This is a genomic window from Sphingomonas qomolangmaensis (genome assembly GCF_024496245.1).
Taxonomy (GTDB): Bacteria; Pseudomonadota; Alphaproteobacteria; order Sphingomonadales; family Sphingomonadaceae; genus Sphingomonas; species Sphingomonas qomolangmaensis.
On the sequence record NZ_CP101740.1, the window covers coordinates 2311954 to 2327651 of the forward strand.

The 15698-nt window shown below is 68.6% G+C and carries 15 protein-coding genes and 1 tRNA gene; 1 reads left to right on the forward strand and 15 read right to left on the reverse strand.

What is annotated here, in order from left to right; all coding sequences use genetic code 11:
- Positions 1 to 14: 14 nt before the first annotated feature.
- From NMP03_RS10940 to thiL, 14 genes are all read right to left on the reverse strand, one after another.
- On the reverse strand, positions 15 to 1445 hold the full coding sequence (locus NMP03_RS10940; protein WP_256505429.1) for a mannitol dehydrogenase family protein: 1431 nt from the start codon (positions 1443 to 1445) through the stop codon (positions 15 to 17).
- Between the two features lie 183 nt (positions 1446 to 1628).
- The gene (gene dacB, locus NMP03_RS10945) at positions 1629 to 3056 is read right to left on the reverse strand and encodes a D-alanyl-D-alanine carboxypeptidase/D-alanyl-D-alanine endopeptidase (protein WP_256505430.1); all 1428 of its coding nucleotides are present in this window, start codon (positions 3054 to 3056) and stop codon (positions 1629 to 1631) included.
- Between the two features lie 9 nt (positions 3057 to 3065).
- Entirely contained in the window at positions 3066 to 4322 is a 1257-nt protein-coding gene (locus NMP03_RS10950) for a dicarboxylate/amino acid:cation symporter (protein ID WP_256505431.1), read from the reverse strand.
- Between the two features lie 130 nt (positions 4323 to 4452).
- Entirely contained in the window at positions 4453 to 5442 is a 990-nt protein-coding gene (gene dgcA / locus NMP03_RS10955; RefSeq protein ID WP_256505432.1) for an N-acetyl-D-Glu racemase DgcA, read from the reverse strand.
- The gene (gene dgcN, locus NMP03_RS10960) at positions 5400 to 6437 is read right to left on the reverse strand and encodes an N-acetyltransferase DgcN (protein WP_256505433.1); all 1038 of its coding nucleotides are present in this window, start codon (positions 6435 to 6437) and stop codon (positions 5400 to 5402) included. The genes dgcA and dgcN overlap by 43 nt, the downstream gene beginning before the upstream one ends.
- 68 nt (positions 6438 to 6505) lie before the next feature.
- Positions 6506 to 7387 carry a LysR family transcriptional regulator gene (locus NMP03_RS10965; RefSeq protein ID WP_256505434.1) on the reverse strand — a complete coding sequence of 294 codons (882 nt, stop codon included), beginning with the start codon at positions 7385 to 7387 and terminating at the stop codon, positions 6506 to 6508.
- Complete coding sequence (locus NMP03_RS10970; RefSeq protein ID WP_256505435.1) at positions 7384 to 8541, reverse strand: serine hydrolase domain-containing protein; 1158 nt, start codon at positions 8539 to 8541, stop codon at positions 7384 to 7386. Before NMP03_RS10970 ends, NMP03_RS10965 begins: the two co-directional genes overlap by 4 nt.
- 61 nt (positions 8542 to 8602) lie before the next feature.
- Positions 8603 to 8678 (reverse strand) — tRNA-Phe (locus NMP03_RS10975).
- A 31-nt stretch (positions 8679 to 8709) separates the two neighbouring features.
- A complete protein-coding gene (locus NMP03_RS10980) occupies positions 8710 to 8910 on the reverse strand; it encodes a DNA gyrase inhibitor YacG (RefSeq protein ID WP_256505436.1) in 201 nt (66 codons plus the stop codon).
- Positions 8907 to 9866 carry a ribonuclease gene (locus NMP03_RS10985; protein ID WP_256505437.1) on the reverse strand — a complete coding sequence of 320 codons (960 nt, stop codon included), beginning with the start codon at positions 9864 to 9866 and terminating at the stop codon, positions 8907 to 8909. Before NMP03_RS10985 ends, NMP03_RS10980 begins: the two co-directional genes overlap by 4 nt.
- Complete coding sequence (locus NMP03_RS10990) at positions 9859 to 10428, reverse strand: Maf family protein (RefSeq protein WP_256505438.1); 570 nt, start codon at positions 10426 to 10428, stop codon at positions 9859 to 9861. The genes NMP03_RS10985 and NMP03_RS10990 overlap by 8 nt, the downstream gene beginning before the upstream one ends.
- Before the next feature lie 44 nt (positions 10429 to 10472).
- Complete coding sequence (gene infA, locus NMP03_RS10995) at positions 10473 to 10691, reverse strand: translation initiation factor IF-1 (RefSeq protein ID WP_033923152.1); 219 nt, start codon at positions 10689 to 10691, stop codon at positions 10473 to 10475.
- 211 nt (positions 10692 to 10902) lie between these two features.
- A complete protein-coding gene (locus NMP03_RS11000; protein WP_256505440.1) occupies positions 10903 to 13062 on the reverse strand; it encodes a sodium-translocating pyrophosphatase in 2160 nt (719 codons plus the stop codon).
- Positions 13063 to 13188: 126 nt separating this feature from the next.
- Positions 13189 to 14082, reverse strand: coding sequence for a thiamine-phosphate kinase (thiL, locus tag NMP03_RS11005; RefSeq protein WP_256505441.1), 894 nt, complete (start codon positions 14080 to 14082; stop codon positions 13189 to 13191).
- Positions 14083 to 14404: 322 nt separating this feature from the next.
- Here thiL and NMP03_RS11010 point away from each other — a divergent pair, with 322 nt between their 5' ends.
- Entirely contained in the window at positions 14405 to 15136 is a 732-nt protein-coding gene (locus NMP03_RS11010) for a hypothetical protein (RefSeq protein WP_256505442.1), read from the forward strand.
- Positions 15137 to 15229: 93 nt separating this feature from the next.
- Here NMP03_RS11010 and nusB read toward each other — a convergent pair whose 3' ends face one another.
- The gene (gene nusB / locus NMP03_RS11015; protein WP_256505443.1) at positions 15230 to 15691 is read right to left on the reverse strand and encodes a transcription antitermination factor NusB; all 462 of its coding nucleotides are present in this window, start codon (positions 15689 to 15691) and stop codon (positions 15230 to 15232) included.
- Between the last annotated feature and the right edge of the window lie 7 nt (positions 15692 to 15698).

Sequence of the window (15698 nt, forward strand, 5' to 3'; positions counted from 1 at the left end):
GGGGTTGGTAAGGCTCAAGCCAGGTCCCCCGCCAGCAGCGCGCGATAGGCCTTTGCCACCGATGTGCGGAAATCGGCGTCGTTCGCGAGCGAAGCGGGGAATACCGCTTCGATCGCCAGCATCTCGCCAACGATCGCGTCGCCCTCGGGTTGCGCCATCACCGCCGCCACCAACCGGTCGGCCAGCGGATCGGCGATCGCCTCGCCGCGCTCGGCGCGGCCGCGCAGGAAGCCGATCCACGCCGCGACCGGCACCGCCAACCGCGTGATCGGGCGACCCGCAGCGCGTGCCTCGGCCAATGTATCAAGGATGCGATAGGGCAGCTTCTGCGACCCGTCGCCGGCGATCTGCGACAACAGATGGCGGATTTCGGGGTTGCGGAAACGATCGAGCACCGCGCCGGCATAGGCCTGAACATCGAAGCCGGCGATCGCCCCGAGCGAGGGCACGATGTCCTCGCGGATCATCGCCTCGACGAACGCCGCCAGCGGTGCATCGGCCATCGCGTCGCCGACGCTCACGTGGCCGCGCGCCAGCCCGACATAGGCAAGCGTCGAATGCGCGCCGTTGAGGATACGCAGCTTGGCGCGTTCATAGCCCGCGACGTCGCTGGTGCGGATCACGCCGACGCTCGCCAAATCGGGATCGCCGGGCAGCGCGACGTCCTCGAGCACCCATTGGGTGAACGCTTCGCGCTGTACCGCGGCAAGGTCGGCCACCCCCAACGCCTCGGCGGCGCGCGCGAGGTGCGCGTCGTCGGTGGCGGGGGTGATAGAATCGACCATCGAATCGGGAAACACCACCGTCTCGCCGATCCAGGCGGCAAGCGCCGGATCGCGGATCTCGGCCAGCGCGATCACCGCGGCGCGAAGCTTGCGTCCGTTGCCCGTCATGTTGTCGCAGCACAGCACCGCGAACGGCTCGCCGCCAGCGGCGCGCCGTGCTGCGAGCCCTGCGACGATCCAGCCGATCAGGCTATGGGGGTCGTCGGGGTTGGCGGCGTCATGGACGATGTCGCGATGCGCGGTATCGAGCGTTCCGTCACTGCGCAGGCAATAGCCCTTTTCGGTGACGGTGCTGGTCACCAGCCGTACCGCCGGATCGGCGAGCAGCGCGTGTACCCGCGCGCCCTCGCCGGGGCCGACCCAGGCACGATGCGCGCCGATCACCCGCGTCTCGACCGTCGAATCGAGGATCGTCAGGCTATAGAGCCCGTCCTGCGCTGCCAACGCCTCGACCAGCTCGGGGGTGCGCAGCGAAACCGCGGCGATCCCCCAGCGCAGATCGGTGGCGAGCAGCGCATCGAAATACGCGGCCTGGTGCGCCCGGTGGAACGCACCGGGGCCGAAATGGACGATGCCGATCTGCACGTGGGCACCGGCATCGCCCGGCCGCCCGACACGCACCGGCAGATGGTCGAGCGTCGCGCGCGATAATCGGGTCATGCGGTCACCCTCTTCAGGTCAACCACCCGTACGTGCCGCACCGAGCGCCAGGGCGCAGTCATTCGGAAATGCCATCGATTCATCCGTCCCCTGTACCGCGGTATTCCGCGTTGTCACCGGTATCATATGGATTTGGCGCCGCCGGTAAAGCGGGTTTGTGACCCGTTGCCTAGCGATGCGTGTTCAATTCTCGGCAGCGATCAGGTTGAGCGCGCGTTCGGCGGCCAAGGTCGTCGCGCCGCCGCCCGAGGGGCGGTCATTGGCGAACGACGAAAAGGTCAGCGTCCGCCCGGTCGCGGTGGTCAGGAACCCCGACAAGGCGGCAGTGCCCTTGAGCGATCCCGTCTTGGCAGACACCCGCCCGGCAAGCGGCGTGTCCTTGAACCGATTCGCCAGCGTGCCGTCGACCCCGCCGACCGGCATCGTATCGCGATACGCGGCGCCCCAGCGCTGCGTCTGCGACCAGCGCAACACCCCGACCACCGCGCGCGGCGACAGCCGGTTATACACCGACATCCCCGATCCATCGAACAGGTCCCACCCCGCACGCGCGACGCCGGCCTGCGCGAACATCGCGTCGATCGCGGCAAAGCCATCGGCGGTCCCGCGATCCCCCCGCCGCGCCGCCACCCGCCGCAGCAGCATCTCGGCGTACAGATTCTGGCTGACCTTCATCGTCTCGCGCACCGCCTCGGCATAAGGCGGCGGATCGAGCCGCGCGACGACCCCGGTCACAGCTGGCCGGGGGTCCCCCGGCGCGCGATGCCGCGCCTTCGCCGCCTCGGCCACCGACACGCCGCGCGCGCGAAGCAGCCGCGCGAAGCGATACGCCGCCCATTCGGCCGGATCATCGACCCCCAGCCGGATCGTCTGCACGGGTGCATCGGTGGCGATCGTGCCGAAGACGCGCACCGTCCGGCTGCCCGGCAGCCGCTCGACCTCGATCGCGGTGACGGCACCCACCACCACGCGATTCTCGATCGCGAACCAGCCATCCTCGCTCGCGACCGACGGCACTACCCCCGCGGTTACGGTGATGCTCGTGACGTTGTCGTTCAGCGTCAGCGCCGACACCGCGGTGCCATAGCGCCCCTGGAGATCGTCCCAACTCCAGCCCTGCCCCCAGCGTTCGTCGGGATAGGCACGATCGTCGCCGATCACCCCCCGCACCGCCTTGGTCCGCGCCGCCACCGCGTCGGCAAGTGTCGCCAGGCAATTGGCGATGCAATCGGCGGTATCGCGCAGCAAAGGATCGCCGCTGCCGACCAGCACGACATCGCTCGCGCCGACCACCGGCTCGATCGCGACCGCGGTGCCTTCGATCGGGGTTGCCATCAGCCCCGGCTCGGCGTGCAGCGCGGCGATCGTCACGAGCTTGGTATTCGACGCCGGCAGGAAGCGATCATCGGGGGCGATTGCCACCACCTCGCGCCCCGCCTCATCGACCACCAGCAATCCCCAGCGCGTCCCTGCGACCGAAGGATCGTACAGCACCGCGCGCACGCGCTCGTCGAGCGAAGCAGTGCGGTCGAGCGGCACGCGGCCAGGCGCCGCGCATCCCGCCAGCGCCAGCAGCGCCAGCATCATCGCCTTGCTCGTTCCCGCCCCCATCGCCCGCTCCTATCCTGCTTCGCGCACCTCGGCACGCACCCCCGCCAACCGATCGTCGAGCGCCCCCTCCCACCGCGCGACCGTCGTCGCCACCATCAGGTTCGCCGAAGCGCTGGGCACCGTGCGCGTCATGTCGAGCAGCCGGTCGAAGGGTAGCACGAACCCGACGATCAACGCGGTCTGTTCGGGCGGCACCCCGACCGCCGCGAGCACCGCCGCCAGCATGAACAACGACGCCGACGGCACCGGCGCGGTCCCGAACGCCGCCAGCGCGCCGGTCACCAGCACGACGAACCAGTCGGCGGTCGCCATCGGATGGCCCAGGGCCTGCAGGCTGAAGACGCTCAGCAACCCGACATACATCGCGGTGCCGTCCTTGCCGATGCTCGCGCCCAGCGGCAGCACGGTCGAGGCGACGGGCTTGGCCACGCCCAGATTGTCCTGCGCACATCGGATCGCCACCGGCAGCACCGCCGAACTCGACGCGGTCGAAAACGCGATCGCCAGCGCATCGACGATGCCGCGATAGAAACGCCCGACGGGCACCCGCGCCAGCAGCTTGAGCATCGCAGCATGGACGATCACGATCTGCAGCACCGATCCGATGACGACGCACAGCGCCAGCCAGCCGACATTGGCGAACACCGCGACGCCATTGGCCGCCACCGCGCCCGCGATCAGCGCGAAGACGCCGAACGGGGTCACCTCCATCACCAGCCGGACGATCGTCAGCAGCACGCTCGACGCCGACGCCAGGAATCGCGCGAACGGCGCCCCCGCCTCGCCGGCGACCACGGTGCCAGCGCCGACCAGGATCGCGGTGAAGATCAGCGCTAGCATGTCGCCCTTCGCCAGCGCATCGACGATATTCAGCGGGACGATACCGACGAGCGTATCGTACAGCGTCCTGGGCTCGCCCAAAGCCTGCGCCTGCGCGCTGCCAAGCGCCGCCCCCACCCCCGGCTGCACCACCACCGCCACGGCCATCCCGAGCGCGACGGCGATCAAGGTGGTCGCGGCGAACAGCCCGACGGTCTTGCCGCCAAGCGGGCCCAGCCGCTTGGGATCGGCCATCGAGGCGATACCCGAGGCGATCGTCACCAGCACGATCGGCGCGACCAGCATCCGGATCAGCCGAACGAAAATGTCGCCCAGGAACGCGACCGAAGGCGCGGCGTCAGGCCAGAACAGCCCCAGCAGCACGCCGAGCACCAACCCGCCCAGCACCCGCTGCCAGAGCGGTATCGCGAACCAGGCGCGCATCATCGATTAATCCCCCTCCCGCCTGCGGGAGGGGTCAGGGGAGGGCATGTCGCCACGCGCAGCGGCGCTTCCCAAACAGCCCCTCCCCCGACCCCTCCCGCAAGCGGGAGGAGGGAAGAAGGCCACCCCGACCTCAAACCCCGCCCCAGAATCCGGGAGCCGGCGGATGCAGTATCCCGCCTTCGATCCGCACCCCTCCGCCCCGATCCTGCGTCAACCACCATGGTCCATCGCAATCGACGAACCCCGCCCGGCTGGCAAGCGCCAGTGCCGGCGCGATTCCCAGCGACGAACACACCATGCAGCCCAGCATCAGCTCGAACCCGGCGGCTTGCGCGGCATCGGCAAAGGCGAGCGCGGCGGTCAGCCCGCCGGTCTTGTCGAGCTTGATGTTCACATAGGCATAGCGCCCCTGCAGCCGATCGAGATCGGCGATGCCGTGCGCGCTTTCGTCGGCGCAGATCGGCACCAGCGGCGCGAAGCCGGCGAGCGCCGCATCGGCAGCGGCGGGCAGCGGCTGTTCGAGCAATCCCACCTGCGCATCGGCGAGCACCGGCTGGATCGCCTCGACCAACTCCATCGTCCAGCTTTCGTTGGGATCGACGATCATCCGCGCATCGGGCAATGCCGAACGTACCGCGGCGATCCGCTCGGCCACCAGCTGGTCGTCGAGCTTCACCTTGACCAGCGGCACCACCCCCAGCGCGATCGCGGCGCGGTGCATCGCCTCGGGGGTATCGATGCCGATCGTCACCGCGGTCTCGACCGGCACCAGCGGCGGTTGGCCCAGCAGCATTCCCACCGTCGTTCGCGCGAGCTGCGCGTCGAGGTCCCACAACGCGCCGTCGACCGCGTTGCGCGCCGCCCCCGCGGGCATCAGCGCGAGCAGCTCCTCGCGTCCCGCGCCCTGCGCCAGCGCCGGGGTGACCGCGGCGATATCCGCCAGCGCCGCCTCGATCGTCTCGCCATAGCGCGGATAGGGCACCCCCTCGCCGCGCCCGGTCAGACCGCCGACCGCGATCTCGACGGTGACCACATCGGCGTCGGTCTTCACCCCGCGCGCGATGCGGAAGGGCGATTTCAGGCCGAAACGGTCGTGGCGAGCGGCGACGGTGCGAAGCAACGCGCGATCTCCTCGATGATGGGGGTCACGCCGAAGCGGACAGGATCGGTGCACGGCAACCCCAGCCGCTGTCCGGCGTCTGCGCAGAACGCCAGCGCCTCGACCTCGCCCAGCCGCGAGGTGTTGATGCACACCCCCACCGCCTGCACCGCCGGATTGGTCAGCCGCGCCGTGCGCAGGTTCGCCTCGAGACATTCGGCAAGCCCGGGCACCGCGAAATGCGGCAGCCCGCGCATGTGCGGGCGCCCCGCCTCGTGGCACAGCACCAGCGCATCGGGCTGCGCGCCGTGGAGCAGCCCGGTCGAAACCCCGGCGAACGAGGGGTGGAACAACGACCCCTGCCCCTCGATCACGTCCCAGCCATCGTCGCTCCGCGCGGGCGAAAGCACCTCGACCGCGCCCGAGATGAAATCGGCAACCACCGCATCGACCGCGATCCCGCGCCCTGCGATCAGGATGCCGGTCTGCCCGGTCGCGCGGAAATCGGCAGCAAGTCCCGCCGCCTGCATCGCCCGTTGAAGCGCGATGCTGGTGTACATCTTGCCCACCGAACAATCGGTGCCCACCGTCAACAGCCGCCGCCCCGCGCGCTTGATGCCGCTCCCCACCGGCAGGTCGGCGGGCGCATCGCGCACGTCGAACAAGGTCACGCCCGCCGCGCGCGCCGCCTCGACCAGAGCGGGCACTTCGCGCAGCCGATGGTGGAGCCCCGCAGCGACGTGCATCCCCAACGCGATCGCGACCAGCGCGTCCTCGACCAGCGCCTGCCCCATGCTGCCGCCCGGATTGGCGATCCCCAGCACCAGCGTATTGGCCCCGCGCGCGCGGGCTTCCTCGATCGTCAGCCGCTCGATCCCCAAGGTCAGCGGGCAATCGTCGTGGCGAAATTCGCCGACGCAAAGCTCGGGCACGAAATGCGCGAGCCCGCGCGAGGTCTTGATGCCCAGCGGATCGTCGCTGTGGCCAAGATAGAGGAGGTAGGGGGTCGGGATCATGCGCAAACCCTAGAGCGGCGGCGGCCCGGCTGCGAATAGCGACGCGGGGGCTGGGTCATAACGCCGGGTTATAGGACGTCGATCGAGGCACGGAGTTCATCGAGGAACGACAGCGCCAGCGTCGAGGGCGGGCGGTTCTCGAGGAACATCGCATGGACGTCGAAAGTGATCGCCGGCCGCAGCGGCCGAAACGCCAGCCCCGCCGACAGCGACGCCGCCGCGGTGAAGCTGTCGACCACCGCGATCCCTACCCCCGCGCGCACCAGCGCGGCGGCGATGTAGAAGGTGCGGGTCGATACCACTTCGTCGAACGCCACCCCCAGCCGATCGCATTCGGCCGAGAACATCTGCCCCAGCGGCCCGCTGCGCGCCAGGCTGATGAACGGGCGGTCGGTGAGCGCCGCCAGGTCGAGCCGCGCGGGGGCATCGGGCAGGTCGCTCTCGCGGTACAGCACCACCAGCTCGCCCTCGCCCAGCGCATGCGCGGCGATTGGCGCGGCGACCGGCACTTCATAGGCGATTGCAACGTCGCATTCGCGCTCGTACAGTTTGCGCAGCAGATCGTCGTGATGGACGGTCTGAAGGTCGAACGACACTCCCGGCGTCCGCTTGAGCACCCGCGCCACCGCGCTCGGCAACACCCCCAGCGCCAGCGACGGCAGCGCCGATATCCGCAGCGTCCCCGCGCCGCGCCGCAGGTTGCGGCTGGTATCGCGCAGCGACTGCACCCGCTCCTGGATCGCGCTCGCCTCGCTGAACAATTGATGCGCGTCTTCGGTCGGCACCAGCCGCCCCTTGGTGCGGGTGAACAGGTCGAACCCCAGCAGGCTCTCGGCATGGCGCAGCATCTTGGTGACCGAGGGCTGCGACACGTTCAGCGCGCGCGCGGCGTTGCTGACCGATCCGTGGACATACACCGCGTGGAAGATCTCGACATGGCGAAGGTTCATCGGCCGCGTGCCAATCGTTCCTCGATCGCGCTGAACGCCGAACTGCCCCTGGGTGCGTCGGTCGCCACCCCGGTCGCATAATAGGCGACGCCGGTGCCGCTCGCACGATCGACCCACAGCCCCGATCGCAGCCGATAGGCGTCGCCGGCATGGCCGATCCGCACCCGCCCGTCGCCGAACGGATCGTCGGCGCACCCCGCCACCCGCGTCGCGGTGAAGGTGACGCCCAGCCCATAGCTGCAATAGAAACCGCCTTCGGTCTCGCCATTGCTGCCGTCATAGGTCCAAAGCGGGGTGGCCAGCGCCGCGAACGATGCAGGCGAGAGTAACCGCACACCATCGACCACGCCTTCACCCGCGAGCAATCGTCCGATCCGCGCAAGGCCATTGGCCGAAATCCGCATCCCCCCTTGCGGCGAGAAGATCGCGCCGTTGCGCCCCGCCACCCAGCGCGACAGGTCGCAGTCGCCATCGACCGCGGGGGTGACCGAACAGGCGGGCTTGGCACCGCGATTATCGTCGCGAAGCGCGGTGCCGTCGGGCTCGTACAGCACCACCGCGCGCGCTGCGGTTGCCGCGCTGCAGCTTTCCCAGTTGAAGCACGCCTCGATCGCCAGTGGGCCGAACAACTGCGCCTGCATCACCCGGTCGAAACGCTGCCCGGTGGCGCGCTCGATGACCGCTGCAACCACCGGATAATTCATGTTGGTATAGCGGAAATAGGTCGCCGGCGCGTGCGCCGCGTCCCACGCCTTCGGATCGGCAAGCACCTTTTGCATTTCGGCATCGAGCGGCAGGACGTAATCGACCGCATCGGTCAAGCTCGATCGATGCGACAGCAGCAGCCGGAGCGTCACCGGCACCTGCGGATGCGCCGGATTGCGCAAACGCCACCCCAGCCGGTCGGACACATCGGCGTCGAGATCGAGCGTCCCTGCCTCGACCAGCCGCAGCACCACGATCGCCACCGCAAGCTTCGAGATCGACGCGACGCGCACCGGATCGTCGGCGGTCAGCCGGCGCGCGGCGGCGATGTCGGCATAGCCAGCGGTCTGCGCCGCTGCCACGCCATCGCGGTCGAAGGTGACGCGCGCGCCGGCTAGCGGCTCGGGAGCAAAGGCTTGGACGGCAAGCAGCGACAGGAGGATCGACATCGCCGCGACGCTAGCATGGCCGCGGGGCGAAACAACCTGTGGGATTTCTGCGGTGGGGAAATGGTGCCCGAGGACGGATTCGAACCGCCGACACTGCGATTTTCAGTCGCATGCTCTACCAACTGAGCTACTCGGGCGCACCCGATGGGACGTCGGGGAGCGCGGGTCTTAGTCGCGCTCGCCGGACGTGTCCAGCCTGCTTTGTGCGCCTTCGGCATCGTCGGGATCGACATGCTCGCCGGGGATGCGATAGCCCTCGCCCAGCCACTGCAGCAGGTCGCGGTCCTTGCAGCCGCGCGAACAGAAGGGCTTGTGCTCGGCAAGCGTGGGTTGGCCGCATACGGGGCAGCCGGAACGCCGGGCCATCATCGATTCTCCTGTCGTGTCTCGAACCGCGCTTCGCCGCCGGTGCGGCGGGCGAGTTCGGCGAGCCAATCGGGCTGGCGCGCCAGCCGGCGGGCGATCGCCTCGGGCACGATATGGGAAGCCGGCGGCGGCGGGGGAATACGCTCGATCCGGCGCAGCAGCGCGCGCGCCTCATAGCCTGCGCGATCGGCGGCGATCGCTTCGGGCAGCGATGCGCGCTCGCGGCGGCGGACGACCTGGAGGAAGCCGAAGCCGTTCATCGCGGTGCGCTCGAAGGGCTGCGGCAGCGCGGCGTCGATCGCGTCGGCAACCGCCTGGCGCTCCGCCTTGTTGGCGAGCGTGGGAAAGTCGATGCCGATCGACCCGCCGATGCCGTGGCGCTCGATCGCGCGCGCCACGGCGTGCGCGGCAGCGATCGAAAGCGGCCCATGCGGCGGCGCGCCGTCGACGTCAAACAAGGTCATCGCCGGGGTGACCGCCATCCGCAGCCAGCCGCCGGGGAATGCGATGTCGCCGCTTACCGCCTCGTCGAGCACTTCGGACCAGCCGGCTTCCTCGAACGCGTCGGCCTCATGCGCGCGGCACAGGCGGACCGGCAGGCCGGTGGCGGTGATTCGCGCCAGCAGGTCGGGACCTGGCTGCGGCGCGCCCTCGCCGGGCACCGCCTTGGGCAGGCGCAGCTTGCCGCGCTCGATTATGCCTTCGCGGACGATCCGCACGGTCAGCGCCGCGCCTTGCGTCGTCCCCGCAGGAAAGGGTTCGAGCAGCGCATCACCGCCGCCATCCAGCGCCACCTTGGCGGTGCGCGGACCGGTGATCTCGGTCAGCCGTGCGCGGTGGATGCCACCGATTCGCGGGACCTCGCCCGCCACCTCGATCCGCGCCTTCCAGATGTCGCCGCGCGACACCAGGATCGCTCGGGCTTCGCCGATCCCGGCTTCGTACAGCCACTCAGCCAAGGACGATCCCGGCGCTTTCGAGCAAGGCGCGCGTCTCGAACAGCGGCAAGCCGACCACCCCCGAATGGCTGCCCGAAAGGAAGCGGACGAACGCCTCGGCGCGGCCCTGGATCGCATAGCCGCCGGCCTTGCCCAGCCCTTCGCCGCAATCGAGATAGCGCTCGATCTCCTGCGGGGTCAGCCGCTTGAACGCGACGACGGTGTCGGCGACCCGGGTGCGGGCTTTGCCGTCGGTACCGATAACGCAGATCGCCGACAGGCAGTGGTGGCGGCGGCCCGAAAGCCTGCCCAGCAGGTCGCGCTGGATGTCGAGCGTGTCGGCGGGGGGCAGGATGCGGCGGCCCAGCGCGATCGTGGTGTCGCCCGCCAGCACGATCTCGTCGCCGGCGCGGGGGACCGCTTGCGCCTTGGCGATGGCAAGCCGCAGCGCATAGGCGCGCGGCGCTTCGTCCCTGCGCGGACTTTCGTCGATATCGGGCGGGACGACGCGCGCGGGCACCGCACCGATGCGGGCAAGCAGGTCGCGGCGGCGCGGGGAAGATGAGGCGAGGACGAGGTTCATGGCTAGGCTATTTGGCCGAAACCATTCGTCCCGACCACCAACCGCTATTTGAAGCGATAGGTGATCCGGCCCTTGGTGAGATCATAGGGGGTGAGTTCGACGAGCACTTCGTCGCCGACCAGCACGCGGATGCGGTTCTTGCGCATCTTGCCCGCGGTGTGGCCCAGAATCTCGTGATCGTTTTCAAGCTTGACCCGGAACATCGCGTTGGGGAGCAACTCCACCACGCGGCCGCGCATCTCAAGCAGTTCTTCTTTAGCCAAAAATAGTCCTCGTGGGTTCGCAAAGTGGCGTGCGCCATACGCGGTATGGCGCGAAAAGGGAAGTGTTCGCCGCATTGGACGAAGTGGGGGCGTCCGGCCCGTCTTCGTCACCCCGGCCTCGTGCCGGGGTCCACCGTTCCGCGCACGCCCAGGCGTGGTGGCCGGGGCGCCGTGGACCCCGGCACGAGGCCGGGGTGACGAATGCGGCTCCCTACCCCGCCAGCGCCGCCAGCAGCAGCAGCGCGACGATGTTGGTGATCTTGATCATCGGGTTCACCGCAGGGCCGGCGGTATCCTTGTACGGATCGCCGACGGTGTCGCCGGTGACCGCGGCCTTGTGCGCTTCGCTGCCCTTGCCGCCGTGATTGCCGTCCTCGATGTACTTCTTGGCATTGTCCCATGCGCCGCCGCCGCTCGTCATCGAGATCGCGACGAACAGCCCCGAGACGATCACCCCGAGCAGCATCGCGCCCAAAGCGGCGAAGCCCTGTTCCTGCCCAGCCACCGCGGTGACGATGAAATACACCGCGACCGGCGAGAGCACGGGCAGCAGGGAGGGGACGATCATCTCTCGGATCGCCGCCTTGGTGACGATATCGACGGTGCGCGCATAATCGGGGCGCGAGGTGCCGAGCATTATGCCGGGGTTCGAGGCGAATTGCTCGCGCACGTCCTTCACCACCGCACCCGCCGCGCGGCCGACCGCGGTCATGCCGAACGCGCCGAAAAGATAGGGGAGCAGCGCCCCCAGCAGCAGCCCAACGATGACATAGGGGTTCGACAGGCTGAAATCGACGGTGAGCTCGGGGAAGAACTCGCGCAAATCGGTGGTGTAGGCACCGAACAGCACCAATGCGGCGAGCGCCGCCGAGCCGATCGCATAGCCCTTGGTCACCGCCTTGGTCGTGTTGCCCACCGCATCGAGCGCGTCGGTGCGCTGGCGGACATCGTCGGGCAGCCCCGCCATTTCGGCGATGCCGCCGGCATTGTCGGTGACCGGCCCATAGGCATCGAGCGCGACCACCATGCCAGCGACCGCGAGCAGAGAGGTGGCGGCGAAGGCGACGCCGATGATGCCCGCGAACTGATACGCCGCGACCACCGCGACGACGATGACAAGCGTCGGCAGCGCGGTCGATTCGAGGCTGATCGCGAGGCCCTGGATGACGTTGGTGCCGTGGCCGGTCTCGGATGCCTTGGCGATCGAGCGGACCGGGCGATGATTGGTGCCGGTATAATATTCGGTGATCCACACCAGCAGTCCGGTGACCGCCAGCCCGATCATCATGCACCAGAACAGGTCCATGCCGGTGAAGGCCATGCCGCCGATCGCCTCGGAGCCGAGCGTGGCTTCGGTAGTGAGGCCGTCGGTGCCCGGATCGAGGAAGCCCGCCCCGCCGATCACCGCGCGCAGGTCACCCAGCACATAGGCGGTCGCGCCATAGATTGCGGGGACCGAGAGCAGGATCGTCGTCCAGAACCCCTTGTACAGCGCGCCCATGATCGACTGGCTGCTGCCCAAGCGGACCATGTAGGTGCCGATGATCGAGGTGAGAATGCACACCCCGCCGACGAGCAGCGGCAGCGCCATCAATGCCAGCAATTGTTCGGTCGGGGCGCGCACCAGCAAGGCGATCGACACCATCGTCAGGCCGAGCGTGACGACATAGGTTTCGAACAGGTCGGCGGCCATGCCCGCGCAATCGCCGACATTGTCGCCGACATTGTCGGCGATCACCGCGGGGTTGCGCGGGTCGTCCTCGGGAATGCCCGCCTCGACCTTGCCGACCAGATCGGCCCCGACATCGGCGGCCTTGGTGAAGATGCCGCCGCCCAGCCGCGCGAAGATCGAGATCAACGATGCACCGAACGCGAGCGCGGTGAGCGTGTCGATCACCCGGCGACCATTTGGCGCATCGCCCGCGACCGCGACGAGATACCAGAAGATACCCGCGATCGACAGCAGCCCGAGCCCCGCCACCAGCATGCCGGTGATCGCGCCCGATCGGAAGGCGAGCGTGAGGCCGCCCTGGAGCGAGGTGCGCGCGGCCTCGGCAGTGCGGACATTGGCGCGCACCGAAATGTTCATGCCGACATAGCCAGCAACCCCCGACAACACCGCACCGATGAGGAAGCCGATCGTCGAATAGATGCCGAGCGTGGGGAGCAGGATCACCGCGACGATCGCGCCGACGATGCCGATCGCGGTATATTGCCGGCCGAGATACGCCTTGGCACCCTCCTGGATCGCGGCGGCGATGTCCTGCATCTTGGCGTTGCCGGCGGGGGCGCGGATGACCTGCTGTGCGGTCACGAAGCCATAAAGCACCGCGATAACCCCGCAGAGCATGGCGAAATAGACGATCGTCATATCGCAGATGGTCCCTCTTCCTGAAGGCGCCGCCGCGGTCTGGTGCCGCATTCGGTCACGCTGGCACGAGTAGAGACCCAAAAGCCGGGGACGCGCAAGGCTTTGCCCGATTGCGCGGGCGGCGGATCAGCCGTGCTGGTAGCCGATGCGCGGCGGGAGCGTGACGGCCTCGCCAGCGTCGGTGAGGCTCAGGCCGGCGCCTTGCGCGAAGCTGCCGACGCGGGTGGCCTGGACCGGCGAGGTTGCGTCGGGCGGGAGTGCGAACAGGAGTTCATAGTCATCGCCGCCGGTGGCTGCCGCGATGCGCGCTTCGCGATGGGTGCCGGCGTGGGCGGCGTAGGCGGGCGACAGCGGGATCGGCGCGAGGTCGATCGTCACCGCGCAGCCGCTTGCCTGCGCCATCCGCGCGGCATCGATCAGCAGCCCGTCGGAGACGTCCATCATCGCGCTGGCATGGGGGGCGAGCGCCTGCCCCTCGGCCAGGCGGGGTTGCGGCCGCCGATAGGCGGCGAGCAGCTCGGGCGGCCCCTGCCCCCCTATCGCGATCGCAAGCCCGGCGGCAGCGTCGCCGATCGTGCCGGTGACCCAGAGCGCGTCGCCGGGGCGAGCGCCGCTGCGCGCAGGGGGCGCGGTGGCACGGCCGATCGCGGTGAGCGATAGCGTCCGCGCGCCATTGGCGGTGACGGTGTCGCCGCCGAGGATCGGGCAGGCGAAGGCTTCGCACCCCTCGCGCAGGCCTGCGAGGAAGCCGCGGTCCCAGGCGTCGTCGCCTGCGAGCGGATAGCCGAGCAGGATGCCGATCGGCACCGCGCCCTTGGCGGCGAGATCGGAGAGGTTCACCGCGACCAGCTTCCACGCGACATCGGCGGCGGGATCGGTGGCGAGGAAGTGGATTCCCTCGACCAGCAGGTCCTTGGTGAGGACGAGGTCGCCGAGGAGCGCGGTGTCGTCGGCAAGGCCGCGCGCACCTGCGTGCAGCGGGAGGCTGCGGAGCGCGGTGAGGAAGGTGGATTCGTTCATGCCACTCCGCGTTACCGCGCGCGCGATACGATGTCTTCTTGAAACCCGGACAGTCGAATCTTCCTCCAGTAATATTCGTTGTAATAGAACGATAAATCCATTCCGACTATGTCGACATACTCTATAGTTACGACTATCTTGCAACAGACGCCCTCTTTAGGGCCATTGATTGCGCGTTTTCCATATGCCCATACGCAGCTATTTGCTATTATACTTGCGACTCGAACAAGGAGTTGCCGGAATGTCTTCGTGGCAAGGATGGAAAGCAGTTCCAGGCGGTGGGCAGACGCTCGACGCCCCTGGTGCGACTGGCGCAGTACATGTGTTCGTTCGTGGCACCAACAACGGCATTTTCCATAATCGTTTCATCAGCGGTACCAGCTGGCAGGGATGGCAAGAGCTGCCCGGCGGCGGGCGCACGCCCTCTGCGCCGGCGACAACGATGCTCAACGGGAATTTGTACGTGTTTGTGCGCGGCACCGACAACGCGGTATATTGGAACCGTCAAAGCGGGGCAGCTTGGAGCGGCTGGCAGGAAGTCCCCGGCGGTGAGCGTACCGACAGCGCGCCGGGCGTGGCGCCGGGCGTCTTGCTCACACGCGCGGCCAATGGCGCGATCCGCTTCATCAGCTTCGACGACGGACCGGTATGGCGAACCGCCTGGGCCGAAATCCCGGGCGGCGGTAGAACGCCGTCGGCGCCCGCGATCACCCAGTTCGGGCAAGGATTTTTCTGTTTCGTCCGCGGCAGCGACGACGGCATCCACTTTAACGGTCTTGGTGCCGATCGCGTCTCCTGGGGCGTGTGGAACGAGGTAGAAGGCGGCGGTCGAACCCCCTCGGCCCCTGCCATTGCCCAGGGCCTGTTGTGCGTGCGCGGCACCGACAATGCGTTGCATCACAACAGCTTCGGCGGCGGCACCTCGTGGACCGGGTGGCAACGGGTTCCTGGCGGCCTTACCAACGATGCGCCGACGCTAGCGCATGCACCCGGCTTCTTCACGCTGGTCGTCCGGGGCACCGACAGCGGCATCCACTATAATTTTTTCGATTAACCCGTCACCATAGGCCATCGAATGCCGCAATGTTCAGGCGATATGAGCGCGCCACTTATGGTTGATACTGCACAGGTAAAGCGGCAGACGGGATCAGCCACGCACGTCCTTCGCCACCGCGTCGAGCAGGCCATTCACGAACCCCGCCTCGCGCTTGTCGTAGAAGGCATGAGTCACGTCGAGATATTCGCTGATCACCGCGCCGGTGGGGACGTCGGCGCGCGCCAGCAGCTCGTAGGTGCCCGCGCGGAGGATTTGCCGCATCGGCTTGTCGAGGCGGTCGAGCGTCCAGCCGGTGGCGAGTTTCGCCGCGACGATCGCGTCGATCTCGGCTCCCCGCGCGGTGGTGCCCTTCACGAGGTCGTCGAAGAACAGCACGTCGGCGTCGATATATTCGGCGTCCTCGATCGTCGCGCCCAGCCGGTGCTGGTGGAATTCGTGGAGCAAGGCGGTGACGGCGGTGCCCTCCATCTCGTGCTGGTACAGCGCCTGGACGGCGGCGAGACGGGCGGCGGCGCGCGCTTGGGTGCGCGAACGGGTATTGGGGCTGGTCATGATGGGG